The sequence below is a fragment of the Maribacter ulvicola genome, from assembly GCF_900155985.1.
GTDB lineage: Bacteria > Bacteroidota > Bacteroidia > Flavobacteriales > Flavobacteriaceae > Maribacter > Maribacter ulvicola.
Genome location: NZ_FTMA01000001.1, coordinates 758,498 through 776,908, shown reverse-complemented (window position 1 = coordinate 776,908; position 18,411 = coordinate 758,498). Strand labels below are relative to the sequence as shown.

Annotated in this window: 14 protein-coding genes and 1 tRNA gene; 7 read left to right on the top strand and 8 right to left on the bottom strand. The window is 35.6% G+C overall.

Going from position 1 to position 18,411, the window contains the following annotated elements; genetic code table 11:
• Nucleotides 1-85: 85 nt before the first annotated feature.
• Nucleotides 86-159 (bottom strand) — tRNA-Asn (locus tag BW936_RS03355).
• Between the two features lie 123 nt (nucleotides 160-282).
• Entirely contained in the window at nucleotides 283-1,635 is a 1,353-nt protein-coding gene (gene rseP, locus BW936_RS03350) for an RIP metalloprotease RseP (protein WP_076546900.1), read from the bottom strand.
• A gap of 162 nt (nucleotides 1,636-1,797) precedes the next feature.
• Here rseP and BW936_RS03345 point away from each other — a divergent pair, with 162 nt between their 5' ends.
• The 4 genes from BW936_RS03345 (at nucleotide 1,798) to BW936_RS03330 (ending at nucleotide 6,815) form a co-directional block, all read left to right on the top strand.
• Nucleotides 1,798-2,472 carry an SCO family protein gene (locus tag BW936_RS03345; protein ID WP_076546899.1) on the top strand — a complete coding sequence of 225 codons (675 nt, stop codon included), beginning with the start codon at nucleotides 1,798-1,800 and terminating at the stop codon, nucleotides 2,470-2,472.
• A 117-nt stretch (nucleotides 2,473-2,589) separates the two neighbouring features.
• Nucleotides 2,590-2,835, top strand: coding sequence for a FeoA family protein (locus BW936_RS03340; protein ID WP_076546898.1), 246 nt, complete (start codon nucleotides 2,590-2,592; stop codon nucleotides 2,833-2,835).
• Nucleotides 2,832-5,018, top strand: coding sequence for a ferrous iron transport protein B (gene feoB / locus BW936_RS03335; RefSeq protein WP_076546897.1), 2,187 nt, complete (start codon nucleotides 2,832-2,834; stop codon nucleotides 5,016-5,018). Before BW936_RS03340 ends, feoB begins: the two co-directional genes overlap by 4 nt.
• A 258-nt stretch (nucleotides 5,019-5,276) precedes the next feature.
• Nucleotides 5,277-6,815, top strand: coding sequence for a carboxypeptidase-like regulatory domain-containing protein (locus BW936_RS03330; RefSeq protein ID WP_076546896.1), 1,539 nt, complete (start codon nucleotides 5,277-5,279; stop codon nucleotides 6,813-6,815).
• Nucleotide 6,816: 1 nt separating this feature from the next.
• Here the strand turns inward: BW936_RS03330 and BW936_RS03325 are convergent, their stop codons facing one another.
• The 5 genes from BW936_RS03325 to BW936_RS03305 all read right to left on the bottom strand — a co-directional run bounded on the left by BW936_RS03325 (nucleotide 6,817) and on the right by BW936_RS03305 (nucleotide 9,920).
• Nucleotides 6,817-7,203: a DUF423 domain-containing protein gene (locus tag BW936_RS03325; protein ID WP_076546895.1), complete on the bottom strand. Its 387-nt coding sequence runs from the start codon at nucleotides 7,201-7,203 to the stop codon at nucleotides 6,817-6,819.
• A 97-nt stretch (nucleotides 7,204-7,300) separates the two neighbouring features.
• On the bottom strand, nucleotides 7,301-7,723 hold the full coding sequence (locus BW936_RS03320) for a DUF2141 domain-containing protein (RefSeq protein ID WP_076546894.1): 423 nt from the start codon (nucleotides 7,721-7,723) through the stop codon (nucleotides 7,301-7,303).
• A gap of 157 nt (nucleotides 7,724-7,880) precedes the next feature.
• Complete coding sequence (locus BW936_RS03315; protein ID WP_076546893.1) at nucleotides 7,881-8,321, bottom strand: hypothetical protein; 441 nt, start codon at nucleotides 8,319-8,321, stop codon at nucleotides 7,881-7,883.
• Between the two features lie 87 nt (nucleotides 8,322-8,408).
• Nucleotides 8,409-9,230 (bottom strand): ZIP family metal transporter, encoded by an 822-nt coding sequence (locus tag BW936_RS03310; protein ID WP_076546892.1) that lies wholly within the window; start codon nucleotides 9,228-9,230, stop codon nucleotides 8,409-8,411.
• A 27-nt stretch (nucleotides 9,231-9,257) separates the two neighbouring features.
• Nucleotides 9,258-9,920: a metal-dependent transcriptional regulator gene (locus tag BW936_RS03305; RefSeq protein ID WP_076546891.1), complete on the bottom strand. Its 663-nt coding sequence runs from the start codon at nucleotides 9,918-9,920 to the stop codon at nucleotides 9,258-9,260.
• A 78-nt stretch (nucleotides 9,921-9,998) separates the two neighbouring features.
• Here BW936_RS03305 and BW936_RS03300 point away from each other — a divergent pair, with 78 nt between their 5' ends.
• Entirely contained in the window at nucleotides 9,999-12,275 is a 2,277-nt protein-coding gene (locus BW936_RS03300) for a TonB-dependent receptor (protein ID WP_076546890.1), read from the top strand.
• A 73-nt stretch (nucleotides 12,276-12,348) separates the two neighbouring features.
• Nucleotides 12,349-13,491, top strand: a complete 1,143-nt coding sequence (locus BW936_RS03295) for a lycopene cyclase family protein (RefSeq protein ID WP_076546889.1) — start codon at nucleotides 12,349-12,351, stop codon at nucleotides 13,489-13,491.
• Here the strand turns inward: BW936_RS03295 and BW936_RS03290 are convergent.
• On the bottom strand, nucleotides 13,488-14,462 hold the full coding sequence (locus tag BW936_RS03290) for a polyprenyl synthetase family protein (protein ID WP_076546888.1): 975 nt from the start codon (nucleotides 14,460-14,462) through the stop codon (nucleotides 13,488-13,490). The two genes, BW936_RS03295 and BW936_RS03290, sit on opposite strands and share 4 nt — an antisense overlap.
• Before the next feature lie 692 nt (nucleotides 14,463-15,154).
• Here BW936_RS03290 and BW936_RS03285 point away from each other — a divergent pair.
• A complete protein-coding gene (locus tag BW936_RS03285; RefSeq protein WP_076546887.1) occupies nucleotides 15,155-18,406 on the top strand; it encodes a SusC/RagA family TonB-linked outer membrane protein in 3,252 nt (1,083 codons plus the stop codon).
• Nucleotides 18,407-18,411: the final 5 nt, after the last annotated feature.

Below are 18,411 nucleotides of genomic sequence, written 5' to 3'. Positions count from 1 at the left end.
TTCAAATATTGGATAATTTCTTGGATAAAAAACATCCTTACAAACAAAAAACCCAGTAAGTATAGTACCTGCTGGGCTTTATCTGCTCCCCCTCTTGGGCTCGAACCAAGGACCCTCTGATTAACAGTCAGATGCTCTAACCAACTGAGCTAAGGAGGAATTTATGTCATTTTAGAGTCTTTTTTTGACTTGTATTTTGCAATACTTTATTGCTTTAGCTTCCTAAAGCGGGTGCAAATATAGTAGTTTTTTCAAATTCGCCAAACAAATAAATTATTTTTTTTATTTAAATATCAATTTATAAACATCATTACCGTTAGCGAACAGTAAAAGCGCTATTAAAATAAAGAATCCGGTAACTTGTGCGTACTCTAAAAATTTATCACTTGGCTTTCTTCCCGTAATCATTTCATAAAGTAAAAACATGACGTGTCCGCCATCCAATGCGGGAATAGGCAGAATATTCATAAACGCCAAAATAATAGATATAAAAGCCGTTGTAGCCCAAAACTGTGGCCAGTTCCAAGTATCTGGGAACATACCACCAATAGCGGCAAAACCACCCACCTCTTTATATGCACCGGTATCAGGATTAAAAATCTTCTTCATCCCCTTAATATAATCCGTAAGGGTCTTAACACCTTTATCCCATCCGGCAGGTATAGATTCAAGGAATGTATAATCTAATTGCTTCACTTTAAAATAACCTGCTTTTTCATAATCTTCCAGGCTATCAAAACCTAACGACACACCAACTTTACCTTCATCAGATATTTTAGCCAGTAGCGGCAATGTTGTACCATTACGCTCCACAACAACATTAACGGTTTTTCCTTTATTGACTTCTAACAAAGGGCTTACCTGATCTAAATACTCAACAGCGGTTCCTTCTATTTCAACTAAAGCATCACCTTTTTCAAAACCGGTATTTATATTAGGAGAGTTTTCTGGAATTCCTTTAATAATAAAAGGGCTTCTTTGACTTATAAAACGTGCGTTTTCCTTATTATTGGAAATAGTCTCAATAAAATCTACTGGTATTTCCTTTTCAATTTTCTGACCATTGCGTTCAATAGTAATCTGCTCTCCATAGACCACTTCTGGAACTATACTATTCAAAGCTTCAATTCTTTTACCATCAACAGCCAAAATTTTATCTCCAGTCTGAACACCAAGTGCATTACCTAATGTTGTATCGGTTACCCAAATACCATCTTTTAAACTATCATTTGCCACATATTGCTCTCCATAAGCAAATGCCAAACCAATAAAAATAATTACCGCTAAAATAAAGTTTACCGTTACCCCGCCCAACATAATAATTAAACGTTGCCAAGCCGGTTTGCTTCTAAACTCCCACTCCTTAGGTTCTTCTGCCATGGCTTCTTTATCCATGCTCTCATCTATCATTCCAGATATTTTTACATATCCGCCTAAAGGCAACCAACCAATACCGTATTCGGTTTCACCAATTTTCTTTTTGAAAAGCGAGAACTTTACATCAAAGAACAAATAGAATTTTTCTACTCTGGTTTTAAAATATTTTGCTGGTATAAAATGCCCTAACTCGTGCAGAACGATAAGTATAGAAAGGCTTAAAAAAAATTGTATGGTCTTTATAATAATAGGGCTCATCCGTTTTTCCTGAAAATTAAAATCGCACAAAAGTACATTTTTACAACCGCTAAAAAAAAGAAACCCATTGAGGTTGTGGTATTTTATGAATAATTTATCAGCTGACCAGGTAAATTAACTTGAAAAATATGCACCCCTAACGTACCTTTGTAAAAAATTCTTATGCGGTCTTTATTCGCTAAATATAAATTATTCGGGCTGGTATTACTGCTCATTTCAGCAGTTATTATGTATCTATTTTATAATGCCCTACAGCCCGTAGTGCTATTACCCGTTTACTCGCCTGCCATGGTAAATGCAGAATTGGTACCTGAAGAAATTCAGCATGTTAGAAAGTACCATACGATCGGTGATTTTTCTTTAACGAACCAAAATGGAGAAAATATTACACAAGACCATTATAAGGGTAAAATTTACGTTGCCGATTTCTTTTTTACGACCTGCCCTACCATTTGCCCGATCATGACCAAAAATATGGTGGATCTACAACAATCTCTTGGTAAAGACTCTGACGTCATGTTATTATCACACTCGGTAACACCAGAAATTGATTCAGTAGCTCAATTAAAAAAATACGCCTTGGAAAAAGGGATCGATGATAGCAATTGGAATTTAGTTACGGGCGACAAGAAACAAATCTACGACCTGGCTCGCAAATCCTATTTAGCCGTTAAGACTGATGGCGATGGCGGACCATTTGACATGATCCACACTGAAAATTTTATTCTAGTGGATGAGAAAAGAAGAATTAGAGGTTTTTACGACGGCACAAAAAAAGAGGATATCGAAAAAATATTAGCCGATATAGAAATTTTGAAAAAATCTCACGAGAACTAGCGCAAATACTCCTAAAAATCTACATAAAAAAACGGTATTTAGAATTAAGATGTATTAATTTATTAATTGAATTATTTCCATTACTTTTGCCTTACTTATAATGAATCTAAATAAAAATTGGAGACTACAGTTGCAGATTTAAAGAGAGGCCAGAAGGGAATAATAAAAGAATTCACAGAAAACTTATTACCTATAAAGTTGTTAGAACTAGGTTGCCTACCTGGTAATGAAGTTGAACTTGTACAAGTTGCACCTTTAAAGGATCCAATTTACATTAATGTCAACGGATCTCATATTGCCATTAGAAGAGAAATGGCCTTACATATTGCACTTGATATTATAGATGATACTGTTGTTATATGAGCAAACAAATCAATGTTGCCCTAATAGGCAACCCCAATACCGGTAAAACATCGGTTTTTAATCAATTAACAGGATTAAACCAAAAAGTAGGTAACTACCCCGGTATAACTGTTGAGAAAAAGGAAGGTATCTGTAAGCTTCCCCGTGGTGTAAAAGCACACATTTTAGATTTACCGGGCACCTATAGCCTAAACACTACTTCTTTAGATGAAAGTGTAGCAGTTGAACTTCTTTTGAATAAAAATGACAAGGACCACCCAGATGTAGCCATTGTTGTTTCTGATGTAGAAAATCTTAAAAGAAATCTTCTCCTTTTTACACAAATAAAAGATTTAAAGATCCCTACCATACTGGTTATAAATATGGCGGATCGTATGTCTAGAAAAGGGATAACGATTGACATTGAATTATTAGAAAAAAAATTAAACTCAAAAATTGCATTGGTCAGTACCCGTAAAGAAACGGGTATTGAGCGATTAAGAGAATTAATTGCAGATTATAAAAATCTTTCAAAAACACAGAATATTGATACTTCTGTTATTGCCCCTGAATATTTTAAACGTCTTAAAAACGCTTTCCCAAAAGAAGATATTTATAAATTATGGCTGGTTATTACACAAGATGTCAATTTCATGCCGTTAGAAAAGACGGTTACCAAAGACACCTCTTCTTTTACTACCAAATCAAAATCTGAGCTTAAGCGTCTTCAACAAAAAGAAACCATTTTACGCTATCAGTATATAAACGGTATTTTAAAAGAAACCTACAAAGTAGATGTCAATGCAGCCAAAGGATTTAGGGCCACTTTAGACAAAGTCTTGACCCATAAGGTTTTTGGATATGTCATCTTCTTTTTAATACTACTCACTATTTTTCAAGCCATTTATGGGTGGAGTGAGTACCCAATGGATGTAATAGACGGGTTCTTTGCTTCTGCCACAGAGTGGATAAAAAACACCTTACCACCCGGGGTATTTACTAACCTGATTGCCGAAGGAATTTTAGCCGGTATTGGCGGTATTGTCATATTCATACCTCAAATAGCATTTTTGTTCCTGTTTATAGCGCTACTGGAAGAAACAGGCTATATGAGCAGAGTTGTATTCTTAATGGATAGAATCATGAGACCGTTCGGGTTAAGTGGTAAAAGTGTTGTTCCTTTAATTTCTGGTACCGCTTGCGCTATACCTGCGGTAATGGCCACTAGAACTATTGAAAACTGGAAAGAAAGATTAATTACAATTCTGGTTACCCCGTTCACCACCTGTTCTGCAAGATTACCGGTCTATCTAATTATTATTGCACTAGTGATACCTGAAGGTAGTTTTCTAGGACTAAGCTATAAGGCACTGACACTAATGTCTTTATACCTCATGGGTTTTGCAGCAGCTATCCTATCCGCTGTAATATTAAACAAAATTTTAAAGATTAAGAGCAAATCTTTCTTTGTGGTAGAGATGCCAAATTACAAGTTGCCATTACTTAAAAATGTTGGCTTTACCGTTCTTGAAAAGACCAAAAGTTTTGTTTTTGGTGCCGGTAAAATTATCCTTGCCATCTCTATTGTACTTTGGTTTTTAGGTTCTAACGGATTTTCTGATGAGTTCAAAAATGCAGAAACCATTGTAACCAATAGAGTGGAGGAAAATGGTTTTAGTGCTAGTAGTGAAATTTATTTTGAGACCCATCAAGATGAATTGAGTATTAACGACCAAGACATCTCAAATAAACAAAAAGAATTAGAAGAACGTGCCTTAGCACAAGAAATAGCCGGATATAAATTAGAACATTCCTATATGGGTTATATGGGTAAAGCAATAGAACCCATAGTTAGACCATTGGGTTATGATTGGAAAATTGGTATTGCAGTACTTACTTCATTTGCCGCACGCGAGGTATTCGTAGGTACACTTGCCACCATTTATAGTGTTGGTAATGATGAGGAAGAAACTATAAAAAACAGAATGGCAGCAGAAATAAATCCTAGAACTAAAAAGCCCTTGTTTAATTTGGCTTCAGGTATTTCACTACTATTGTTCTATGCTTTTGCCATGCAATGCATGAGCACCTTGGCCGTAGTAAAAAGAGAGACCAATTCATGGAAATGGCCGGCTAGTCAACTAGTATTCATGAGTCTTTTTGCGTATATTGTAGCTTTAGTTGCTTACCAATCATTAAAATAGATATGGATATTATACAACACATTTTGGTGTACATTACTTTGGCTATTTCAGTAGGTTATCTAGTGAATAAATTTTTAATTCCAAAATCCATTTGGTCCAGTAAAAAGAGTAATTCAAAAGCTTGTGGTAAGAATGATTGTGGTTGTCACTAAATGAGCAACTCTGTTAAATATTTTGTAAAACGTTCAAAACAGTTTCTAAAACTGTAACGTTACTTACCCTGGTTCGTCTAGATTGCATAGGAATAATCATATCACTATGAACTCAAGATCGTTTTTATTACCTCTTTTTACTTTTTTAATATTTAACCTATTTAACGCCAATGCGCAAAGTCTAAACGCTACGGTAATTGATAGCGTAAGCCAACAACCTATTCCCTTTGCCTCGGTTCAATTAAAGGAAAAGTGGGTCATTACGAACGAAGAAGGTAGTTTCCATTTAATTTTCGATGAGGTTATCACTGAATTCGATTCGCTAACCGTGTCTTCAATGGGTTATGAAACCTTGACCAGACCCATATCTGAATTTACTTCCACCAAAATCGCATTAGTACCCAAAGCTATAGAACTAAGAGAAGTTATCGTCTCTAACAAAAATTACACGGCAGACGAGATTATGGATTTCGTTGAGGACCATCTTGAAAAGAATTATACAAATGATCTGTCCAAAAAAAGACTATTTCACAGAACCTCTAGTTTTAATCGTTGGACAAAAAGCGACTTCAAAGTCAAGAAATCATCTATTGACGTATTAAATCAGAAGTTTTTGGATAGCATAATAAATACCGTTCCAAAAAACAATAGTTATTATTCTGAAATAGTTGGTGATTTATACGGTAATTCTTCTCAAGAATTATTAAAACTAGATCTTTTAAAAGCTTCTAAGTTATATGATAAAAGCAAAGAGCTAGATGCAGAAAAATTAGAGGAGAAGTTCAATGAGATTTTAAAGGAGAACGTAAAAGAGGGGTCTTATTTTAAAATTAAGTCTGGTTTGTTCGGCACTAAAATAGATGCCGAAGAAGTTAGCGAACTAATTGAAGAAGATGCCGATTCTACAGATATTGCGGCCGTTAATCAAGAATTAGAAAAAAAGAAAAAGGATAAAGAAGCGCAACAAAAAAACTATGGTCTTTGGAAAAAACGTGAATTAAAGGACATTTTCAAAACCATACCTACTCACAAAGATTCCGATCTTAATTTTATATATAAGACAAGAAAATACGATTATACGCTTCAAGCGTTTACTTACCTAGGTGATACTGCCGTATACGTGATTTCGTTTACACCTAGCCGCTCAGCAGATTACGAGGGCACCTTATATATCAATGCAGATGATTTTGCCGTAATACAAGTAGATTATACCAATGTTAAACCTACTAGTAAATTTAGTTTACTAGGTATTTCAAGCAACAATTACCTCTCTAAAGGAAAGATAATTTACAACAAAGGCAAAGATGGTTATTATGCATTACGATACTATGAATCTGAAAATGCGATGCGAGTTGGAATTAGAAGACCGCTAAAAATAATTGAAAAGAACAAAATTGTTAAAGGAAGAAATAAGCAGAACGAACTATCTGGAGATATGGATTTTGTTATCAACACTACAGAGAAGAATGAAATGATTGTATTTGAGTCCGAATATATTACACAGGCTACATATGATGGTTTTACAGAAAATAACGCCGTATCACCTACCTATATGCCTAAATACGACCCAACATTCTGGGAAGGTTATGCCATTATGGAACCAAATACGGCCATTAAAGAATTTACCGCTACCTCTGCAGAATAAATTAGATAAAATTCTTTATAAAGTTATAGATTAATAATCCCCAGCCTACTACTAAGAATAGTCCGCCAAGTGGGGTTATAGGACCCAATATCTTTATTTTATTTCCTTTGGATGCAGAAATACACAATCCGTAGATACTAAAGGAAAAAAGAATTGTACCTATAATTAAACAGTAGATGATTGCTTTCTCCAACCCCGTTTCCAGGTTAAGATTAAAGCTCAACATAAGTATCAATAGGGCATGATACATTTGATATTTAACTCCGGTTTCAAAACTATTCAATTGATCTGCCGTAAAGGTTTTCTTCAGTAAATGTGCCCCAAACGCACCAAATACAACCGCTAACAATCCTAACAAAGCTCCTACCAATTGCGCTACTAAAACCATATCTTTTTAATTCAAAGATACTATCATCTTCTTTTAATTCATAAACAACAGAATCTATTATCTCTTACAGTTGCAAATCTGTGCTACTAATAAATATTTAGTTTAAGCTAATATTCATTTCCATGTTAGAACTAAATGTAAACACACATTCCTTATATTTTGGTGGACCGAACATTTTCATCTTTCCTTTTGAAAAAGCTATTTGTTCTTTGGGGATACCAAGCATATTAGTGTCTAAGCTTTTATTGCCGTTAGCATCATGAAATATTGCGATTGCATAATCACCTTCTGGTAAATCTGTGATATCAAAAGCTGTTTTTCCTTTCACCGCTTTCTCAGAGCCAGATTTAAAAACTTCATCAAACTTTAAAAATGAATCTTCATTATTGTAAATAGCAAAACAAATATTCCCTTCTTCAGAAGCAACGCCTTCTATACTTAAACTAAGATTATGTTGCGCAAAAAGACCTGTAGACAATAAACCTATTATAAAAAATGCTAAAAACTTTTTTTTAATCATGGGCACTATTTAGAATTAAACAACCTCTGGACAAGCCCGCTAGGCATTGAATTAAAAAATTTATATAAATCTCGATTATCAAGTAAAAAATAATTTCAATAGTTATGCCAAAGCTAATTTACATATTAACCTTTTTGTAATTTATAACTACAGACCTCTAATTGGTCTCACTTAAAGCTTTGGTTTTAGCGCCTAGTTTTTGAAATAATTGAACAGTTTCTACAGAATCCTTTAAATTAAAGTAAATATAGGAGGAATCTTTATAGACCAACTTTACTTTATTCTGGTTGATATTATCTACAAAAACGTGCACTTTCTTTTCCGTTAAAGAATCTTTAAATTCCCTAAATACCCCTTTTTCCTTTTCCAAGGCAGAAAAGCCATGTAAACGCTGCATTGGCGGTATTCTTTCTACCAAAACAACACTATCTAATTCATTTAAAGGAACTTCAACGTGATAAAAACCCGAGCGTAGCGCAAGCCTATAATCATCATTGGTCACCCAGTTCTTAACATGAAGTATTAAAATTGCCGCACAACAAACAACAGTTACAATCAAGGTTAGTGTCCAAATCCAATTTTTCTTAGAAGAATGCATAAAAAGTTAAAGTCTCAAGTTAACAATACTAAAGCCTTAAACGGTAAAATCCACATTAAATTATCAAATAGCAAAAACACTTTTAGCTTATCCTAGACCTACATCTAAAGTCATCATAATAATAAATCCGCCAATGAAGCCCATAGTAGCAATATCCGTATATTTATCTTGTTGTGTCTCTGGTATTACCTCTTCAACCACAACAAAGATCATAGCCCCCGCAGCAAACGAAAGAGCATAAGGCAAGATCGGTTGAAATGTCAATACTGCCCAAGCCCCTAAAACAGCAGCAATTGGTTCTACAATTGCAGATGCCTGACCATACATAAAACTTTTTGTCCTACTTAAACCATGTCTTCTTAATGGCATGGCCACAGCAAAACCTTCTGGAAAATTCTGCAACCCAATACCTAATGCCAGGGCAACGGCACCGCCAATAGATGCCCCGTCAAAACCAGCGGCTACACCTCCAAATAGAACACCGACCGCCAAACCTTCCGGTATGTTGTGCAAGGTAATTGCCAAGGTCAATAAGGTAGTTCTACGCCAAGGTGTCTTTACCCCTTCGGCCTCGCTTTCCTTAAAATTAATATGCAAGTGCGGCAGCACTTTATCCAACCCAAAAATAAACATAGCCCCTAGAAAAAAGCCAATTGCCGCTGGTATGACCTTTACAAATCCTTCCCCAGGGCTCATTTCTATACCGGGCGCCAACAAACTCCAAAAACTTGCCGCAACCATAACTCCGCCAGTAAAGCCCAGCATACCATCTAAAACGGCACGGTTCATGGTTTTGAACAAAAACACCAATGAAGCACCGGCGGCGGTTAGTCCCCATGTAAACAATGTTGCATAAAAAGCAGCCAATACGGGGTCAATGGATTTAAAATACGCTATAACTTCATTCATAATTTCAATAATTAATTTTTTTAAAACCTATTCTTCATCTACAATCTCTAAAAATAAATTTGTTGCTATTTGTTTGGAAATACGAATGGATCCTGACCTTGTAGAAATAGTAACAGAACCATCAAATTCTTCAATTTCCATTATTTTAAAAGTATCGCCCAAAGCGATTTTATTCTTGTCTAAAAACTTTAAAAATGCAGCCGACGAATCATTCACACCCACACAAACTCCTTGACTGCCCACGGGCAATTCACTGATCAATTTCTTAACAGATTTAGTGAACACCCCATCTTTATTAGGTATTGGGTCTCCATGGGGATCAACTTTTGGATATCCTAAGTGGGCATCTAACTTATCTATTAATGCATCACTTTTAATATGCTCTAATTGTTCGGCGACCACGTGAACCTCATCCCAAGAAAAATTTAGTTTATCTACCAAAAAAACTTCCCACAAACGGTGTTTTCTAATAATAGAAAGTGCCACCAACCTTCCTTTCTCAGAAAGTAAGACGCCCTGGTATTTTTTATAGTTCACTAAAGACTTTTCAGAAAGTTTCTTGACCATATCGGTAACTGATGATGGTTTCGTTTTCATCTGCTCTGCAATAGCATTGGTAGCAACAGATTTACTGTTGAACTCACTTAAGTGATAAATAGTTTTTATGTAATCTTCTTCTGATAGTGTCATTTGGAAAACAATATTAATACAAAAATACATTTTTATATATAAAAACAATTATTTAGTTTTGTCTAAAACTAATTTTAGATGAATAAAATAATATTTTTTGCCTGCTCTATTTTGATTTTTGTTTCTGCTAATGCTCAAAATGCTACCATATCTGGAACCATAGCATCAGCTAATTCTCCTGAAGCCTTCGTGAATATTTTTTTGAAAGGAACCACAATTGGTGCTGCTTCAGATGAAAATGGTAACTATGTCCTTAAAAATGTCCCGCCAGGGAAACACACTATTATAGCTTCTAACATCGGTTTTGAGAAGTTTTACAAAACTTTAACCCTTACTAAAGGTGAGGATAGACATATCAACATCAACTTAGTACCATCTACAGAATCTTTAGATGAAATGGTCGTTACCGGCACCCTAAAACCTGTAAGCAGATTAGAGAGTCCGGTTCCCGTGGAAGTGTACAAACCCACTTTCTTCAAGAAAAACCCAACCGCAAGTATTTTTGAAGCTTTACAAAACGTAAACGGTGTACGACCACAGATCAACTGTAACGTGTGCAATACGGGCGATATTCATATAAACGGATTAGAAGGTCCGTATACCTTAGTTCTTATAGACGGTATGCCCATTGTAAGTGGTCTTGGTACAGTATATGGATTATCTGGAATACCAAATTCGCTAATTGAACAAATAGAGGTAGTAAAAGGTCCTGCTTCTACCCTTTATGGAAGTGAAGCGGTGGGTGGGCTCATAAACATCATCACCAAAAACAACCTGACGGCACCCCATTTTTTTGCCGATAGTTTTGTAACAGATTGGGGAGAATATAATCTTGATGTGGGCACAAAATTTAATGTAGGTAAGAAAACCAATGTGCTTTTAGGAGCTAATTATTTTAGATATGACAACCCTATTGATAATAACGGAGATAACTTCACCGACCTAACCTTACAGGATAGAATTTCGGTATTTCAGAAATGGAATTTCACCAGGAAAAACTCCCGAATTCTCTCTTTGGCAGGACGTTTTTTCTACGAAGACAGGTGGGGCGGAGAAATGCAATGGACTCCAGAATTTAGGGGAGGTAATGAAATTTATGGAGAAAGTATTTACACACGCAGATGGGAACTTTTAGGTAAATATCAATTACCGACAGAAGAAAACATGATGCTTTCTTTTTCATATAACGACCATAAGCAAAATTCTGTTTATGGAGATGTTCTTTATCTGGCTGACCAACGCATAGGTTTTACCCAATTAACCTGGGATAAAACAGTAGGGAAACATAGCCTTTTAGCAGGCACCGCACTACGGTACAATTACTATGATGACAACACCCCTGCCACTGCAACTACTGACGGCAATAAACCTGATGAAGTAGTAATACCAAGTATATTCGTGCAAGATGAAATAGCGTTCAACAAAAAACACTCTTTACTTCTAGGCGGACGTTACGACTATGACAGCCGACACGGAAATATTTTTACTCCAAGAGCCGCTTATCGTTTTAAATTTACCGATAATGACATCATTCGTATAAATGCAGGTACAGGTTTTAGGGTAGTAAATCTTTTTACTGAAGAACACGCAGCGTTAACCGGATCTAGAGATGTCATCATTGCCGAAGAACTGAAACCGGAACGTTCGTTTAATGTAAACCTGAATTACTTAAAGAAAATTTACGGTAACAATGGCACATTTATTGGCTTAGATGCATCGGTCTTTTATACCAATTTCCAAAACATCATCATTCCGGACTATGAGACAAACCCTAATCAAATCATATATGATAATTTAAACGGTACTTCAATTTCAAAGGGGGTAAGTGCCAACTTAGATGTGGCTTTTTATAACGGATTAAAATTAATGATCGGTGGCACGCTACAAAATGTCAGTAATACCGAGAATGGCGTAAAACAAAGACAGATACTTACAGAAAGTTATTCTGCCAACTGGAGCGTTAGCTATGATATACGTACTTGGGACCTAACTATTGATTACACCGGAAATTTATATGGACCCATGCGATTACCTACATTGGGTGAAAGCGACCCTAGAAGAGATTTTTCTCCTGTGTGGAGCATACAGAATATTCAATTTACGTATGACGGGTTCAAAAATTTAGAATTTTACGGAGGGGTGAAAAACCTATTAGATTGGACTCCAAATAACGGCAACCCTTTTATTATTGCCCGTGCTAACGACCCATTTGACAAGGAAGTTACGTTTGACGCTAACGGCAATGCAGTTGCCACACCAAACAACCCAAACGCATTAACTTTTGACCCATCTTACGTTTATGGCCCTAACCAAGGCATACGGTCATTTTTTGGAATGCGTTATACCTTGAATTAAGCACAAAAGCCAATTGCTATTTGTATTTTTGATCATCTCAGCAGCAACGTAATCTGAGTTATATTAAAAAAATATGAACAATTACGATTATATTATTATTGGCGCAGGTGCATCAGGTTTATTATTAGCAAATGCCATGCTGAATGATTCGTTTTTTAATCATAAAAAAATATTACTACTAGACAAAGACCCCAAGAACACCAATGATAGAACTTGGTGTTTTTGGGAAAAAGGAGATGGTCAGTTTGAAGCAATCGTACATAAAAAATGGAATTCTATTCATTTTCAAGGAGAAGATGTCCTTAAAAGGACAGAAATAAGTCCGTATTCCTATAAAATGATTAAAAGCATTGATTTCTATAACCACTACTTAAGTCAGATTAAAGAATCTACCAACATCACCTTTATTCAAGAAGCTTTGGTAAACCTATTTGAAACAGATACTGAAGTTACCGTACAGACTACCAATAACACCTATACTGGCAAGTACTTATTTAACAGCCTTTTTGACTATAAAATGGCCACGGGTCAAAGTAAATATCCGGTATTGCAACAGCATTTTGTAGGTTGGGTAATTAAAACCGAAAAACCAATTTTTAATACCAATGAAGTTACTTACATGGATTTTTCAATTCCACAGAAAGGAAATACCCGTTTTATGTATGTGTTGCCCTTTGCTAATGACACGGCATTGATAGAATACACATTATTTTCAGAGCAACTATTACCAAAGGCCGAATATGAAGCTGCTATAAAAGACTATATTGTGGAACGTTTTCAATGCGAAAACTATGCAGTTATTGAAAAGGAAGCTGGTAGTATACCCATGACGGCATATGATTTTAGGGAACACCATACCAACAGAATTAGATACATTGGTACCGCAGGCGGATGGGCAAAACCTAGCACGGGCTATACCTTAATGAGTACGGCAAAGAAAATACCGAAACTGGTAGATTTTATAAAACAAGGAAAACCACTTCAAAAATTGAAACTAAAAGGCAAGTTTTGGTTTTATGATATGCTCTTCTTAGACGTGTTACATCATGACAATGCAAACGGACACATCGTATTTGAATCTATATTCAAAACATTAAAACCACAAATGGTATTTAAATTTTTAGATGAGAACACCAGTTTAAAAGAAGATATTATTTACATAAACGCTTGCCCAAAAATTCCATTTATAAAAGCGTTGCTAAAACGGATATTCTAAACGGTTCTGTTCATCAGGTTTTTACCAAATTCTCTAAGCAAATCTTTATTTTCCTCTTCAACATCCATATCAGTAAGCACCCCAAATGCTTTTGTTGTATAGTCTGAAATAGCACTTTTAGTAGCTTTGTCCGCTTCGGTTTTTTCAAAAATTGAGCGGACCGCTCTTATTTTAGCTTCCGTTTCTTTCGGCTGAATAGAATATAGGTGCTCTAATTCTTTAGTCATCACCTCAGAACCAGATTTTAATGCCTTTAGATATAGGTATGTTTTCTTATTCTCAATAATATCACCGCCAACTTGTTTTCCAAACGTTTCAGGATCTCCAAATACATCTAAATAATCATCTTGCAATTGAAAGGCAATACCTAGATTTAGTCCAAAATTATACATTTGTTCTTGAGCAATATCTGAGGCACCTGCAACAATAGCCCCCATTTTTAAAGCTGCAGCTACAAGAACCGCAGTTTTATATTCAATCATTTTAAGATATTCGGGCAGCATAACATCATCTCTAGTTTCAAAATCAACATCGTACTGCTGACCTTCACAAACTTCTAGTGCTGTTTTACTGAAAAGCTTGGCCAAATCGCGAAACACATTGGGTTCATAATTTTCAAAAAGCTGATACGCCATAATTAGCATGGCATCACCAGAAAGAATACCCGTATTAATATCCCATTTTTCATGAACGGTAGTTTGCCCTCTACGAACTGGGGCGTCGTCCATAATATCATCATGTACCAATGAAAAGTTATGGAACACTTCTACCGCTACTGCAGCATCTAAAGCTTTTTTGAAATCCGCTTTAAAAATCTCAGCAGTCATTAATACCAAAATAGGCCTTAGACGTTTTCCGCCTAAACCAAGAATATAGGTAATGGGCTCATAAAGGTTCCTAGGTTCCTTTGTAATTTTTTTTGAGTCTAAATACGCAATAAACTCCTCTCTATATTCTTCAATAGTATGCATTACTCGCAATTTTTTTTCAAAAATAGAATAAAAATGAATTAAACAAGGTGCTTTGGCACAAGAAGAAACAAAACTCTAAACCTATAAAATGGCCAAAAGAAAATTGTAATCATTCACACCTAAACTATAGCATTAGGTAGTCCGTTTAATTCATCTTGTCGATGTATTTATCTGAGTAAAATTTTCAATTTATATATGTCCTACCAAAAACCTTAACTCAATGCTTATTATATAGAAATAATCTTAATTCCACTAGGCACATTATGTTTTCCAAACAGTATCAATATAAAAGCGACTATAGCTAATCTTTCCTTATAGTTCAAAAGAGTGCAATCACATAAAATATTCTATATCTTTTAATTAAAGAATGCCAAGAAAAGCCCTTAAACATTACACTTTACAAGCCACAAAACAATTTTAAATAGGTATAGATTGCATCTAAATATCTACATAAACAACTTAAAACTCACATCTATAATTTACTTAATTTTTTAACTATTTGATGTTTATTTATGATTTTTATAGTGTCATTATAATTTAAATACTGAAATATTTACATGATTAATATATTAACATATATTTGTGATCGGTAGCATACTGTATCATGGACTCTTCTTCTCAAAATGCTTCCTAAAGAGACCGTAATACATGCTTCTACACAAAACAACTTTAACAACTTTAACAACTAGCTTATGAATTATCAAAAAAACTTTTCTAAGTTTTACATGCTTCGTAATCACGTAAGATTAGCGATGATTTTATTTTTTAGTGGGTTTCTCTTTATGAGTCTCCACGCACAGACAACCGTTTCTGGAACTGTTACCTCAGCTTCAGACAATATGCCATTACCGGGGGTATCCGTCATTGATGCAAATAACCCAACAACAGGAGTACAGGCAGATTTTGATGGAAATTTCACCATCACCATCGATGACGGCAATTCTAGTTTACGCTTTAGCTACATTGGTTTTAAAACTATTGTAGTCCCTGTAAACAGTCAAAATACCATTAACGTATCTTTAGAAGAAGATGTAGCCAACCTTGACGAGGTCGTTGTCGTTGGCTATGGAACTCAGAAAAAAGCTACTGTAACCGGTGCGGTTACCGCAGTACAAGGCCCTGTACTAGAAAGTTCACCGGCAATTAGTGTATCTAACTCCTTGGCAGGTAGATTGCCTGGGGTCGTAATCGTTCAAACCAGTGGGGAGCCTGGCAATGACGAATCTAACATTAGTATTCGAGGTACAAATACATTGGGGAATAATCAACCTTTAATTGTTATTGACGGTATACCAGATAGAGATGGCGGTATTGGTCGTATCAATGCAGATGATATAGCTAATATTTCTGTACTAAAAGATGCCTCTGCCGCAATTTATGGTGCTAGAGCAGCAAACGGTGCAATTATTGTGACGACAAAATCTGGTAAAGCCGGTAAAATGCAAATTAATTACAAAGCAGATTTTGGTATTACTAGACCCACGAGAACTCCTGAAATGGCAAGTGCAGTTGAGTACCAGACCATAATGAACGAATTGGCTATTTATAATAGTAATATTCCGGCTTCTCAATGGGGAGTGGCAAATACTGCGTTTCAAAACTCAGGCAGTTATACCATTCCTGGAAGCAGTCCTTCAGAAACTGTAAACGCAGCCTTTAGTCCAGAAACAATTAATAACCACAGAACAAAAGCAGACCCATGGCTCTACCCAGATACAGATTGGTTTGGCGCTACTTTTCAAGACTGGGCGGAGCAACAAAGACATAACCTATCTATTAGTGGCGGAAGTGAAGACTTAAAATATTTTGCCTCAATAGGTTATGCTGACCAAGGAGCTATATATAAGAATTCTGCCAACAGATATCAACAATACAATTTTAGAATCAATACCGATGCTAGAATTAACGACTACTTATCTACCAAATTAAGTATGGGATACAGAAAAGAAGATAGAACTTTCCCTACGGAAGGCGCAGGTTCAATTTTCAGAATGTTAATGAGAGGTAGACCTAACGAACCTGCAATATGGCCAAATGGCTTACCAGGCCCTGATATTGAAAACGGTCAACAACCAGTAGTAGTTACTACAAATGCTACAGGTTATGACAAACAACCAACAGACTATTTACAATTTACAGGTTCTGTAGACATTACAAATCCATGGATAGAAGGTTTAAAAATGACCTTATTAGCCGGTGTAGATCAAAGTCAGCTACGCAGAAAACAATGGCAAACACCTTGGACCCTTTACTCTCTTGACCGTGCCAACTATATAGCTACAGGTGTTCCAGAGCTTAGTGGATCAATACGTTCAAATTTTACCGATGCAAGACTCTTACAATCATCTAATAATGTATTAAATACCAACCTCACCGGTTTGTTAAGTTATGACAAAACAATTGGTGATGATCACACTATCAATTTATTAGCCGGTGTAACTCGTGAAAATTTTCAAGGTGAGTATTTCTCCGCTTTTAGAAGAAACTATTTATCTACAGCAGTTGACCAATTAGGCGTTGGTGGTGAAATTGCACAAGAAACTGATGGTTATGGTTATAATAGAACTCGTTTAGGATACTATGGGCGTGCACAGTACAATTTTAAAGAAAAGTATTTAGCAGAATTTATCTGGAGATATGATGGTTCTTACATCTTCCCAGGTAACGATCGTTTTGGTTTCTTTCCAGGTTTATTAGTCGGTTGGAACATAAACAACGAAGATTGGTTCAATATAGATTCGATTAGTTATTTGAAGCTAAGAGGTTCTTATGGTGAAATGGGTAACGATCAAGTTTCTTTTGATGTTAACGAAGACGGAGAAATTTCAGATGATGAATTACAGGAATATGCATATAGGTCAATTTACGAGTTTGGTCAGTATCCTATAAACGGACAAGTACAAACGATCTTAACCGAACCGTTATTGGCCAATCCTAGCTTTACTTGGGAGCGCGCTAAAAATTTTAATATTGGATTAGATGGTATTGTTCTTGACGGCAAACTGAGTTTTACTTTAGAATACTTTCTGAACAAACGTGACCAGATCTTAATTCAAAAAACTGGTTCTACACCTGGATCATCTGGAATTTCCGACCTCTTACCACCTGTAAACGCTGGTAAGGTGAATAACGAAGGTTTTGAGTTTGCAGTAAATTATTATGGCGGAAATGTTGATGGCTTCAAGTGGGATGTTGGAGTAAACGGTGGTTACGCACAGAACACCGTTAAATTCTTAGATGAAATTCCTGGAGCACCAGAATATCAATTACAAGAAGGAAAACCCATTGGATCTTATTTAGTCTATGAATCTGATGGTGTTTTTATAGACCAAGCTGCTATAGACGCTGACCCATTAGATTATAGTGCAGTTAAACCAACCTTAGAACCTGGTGACATGAAGTTTAAAGATATTAATGGTGATGGAGCTATAAATGATTTAGATCAAGTAAGACTGAAGAACAGCATCAACCCCAATTTCAATTTTGGTGTTACGTTCAATGCCTCTTACAAAAACTTCGACCTCTCTGTTCTGCTTCAAGGTGCTACAGGTGCTAAACTATTTATTCAAACAGAGTCAGGAGATATTGGTAACTTTCTAAAGTATAGTTATGACAATAGATGGAGTCCAGAAAACCCCAGCAGTGTACACCCAAGACTTGCTAGTCGTGGAGATACATATTATTCGGGTGGTGATTATGGTGACAATACATACAACTTATTTAGTAAAGATTATTTAAGACTTAAGAATGTTCAATTAGCATATAACTTTCCATCAGAAATGATTGAGCAATTTGGCTTATCCAATTTTAAAGTATACATGAGTGGTCTAAACTTGGCCACATGGGCGGCTCAAGATATATATGATCCTGAATCGACTAGCAATAGTGGTCAATTCTACCCACAACAGTCAATTATTAACACAGGTTTTAGTTTAACATTTTAAAGAAA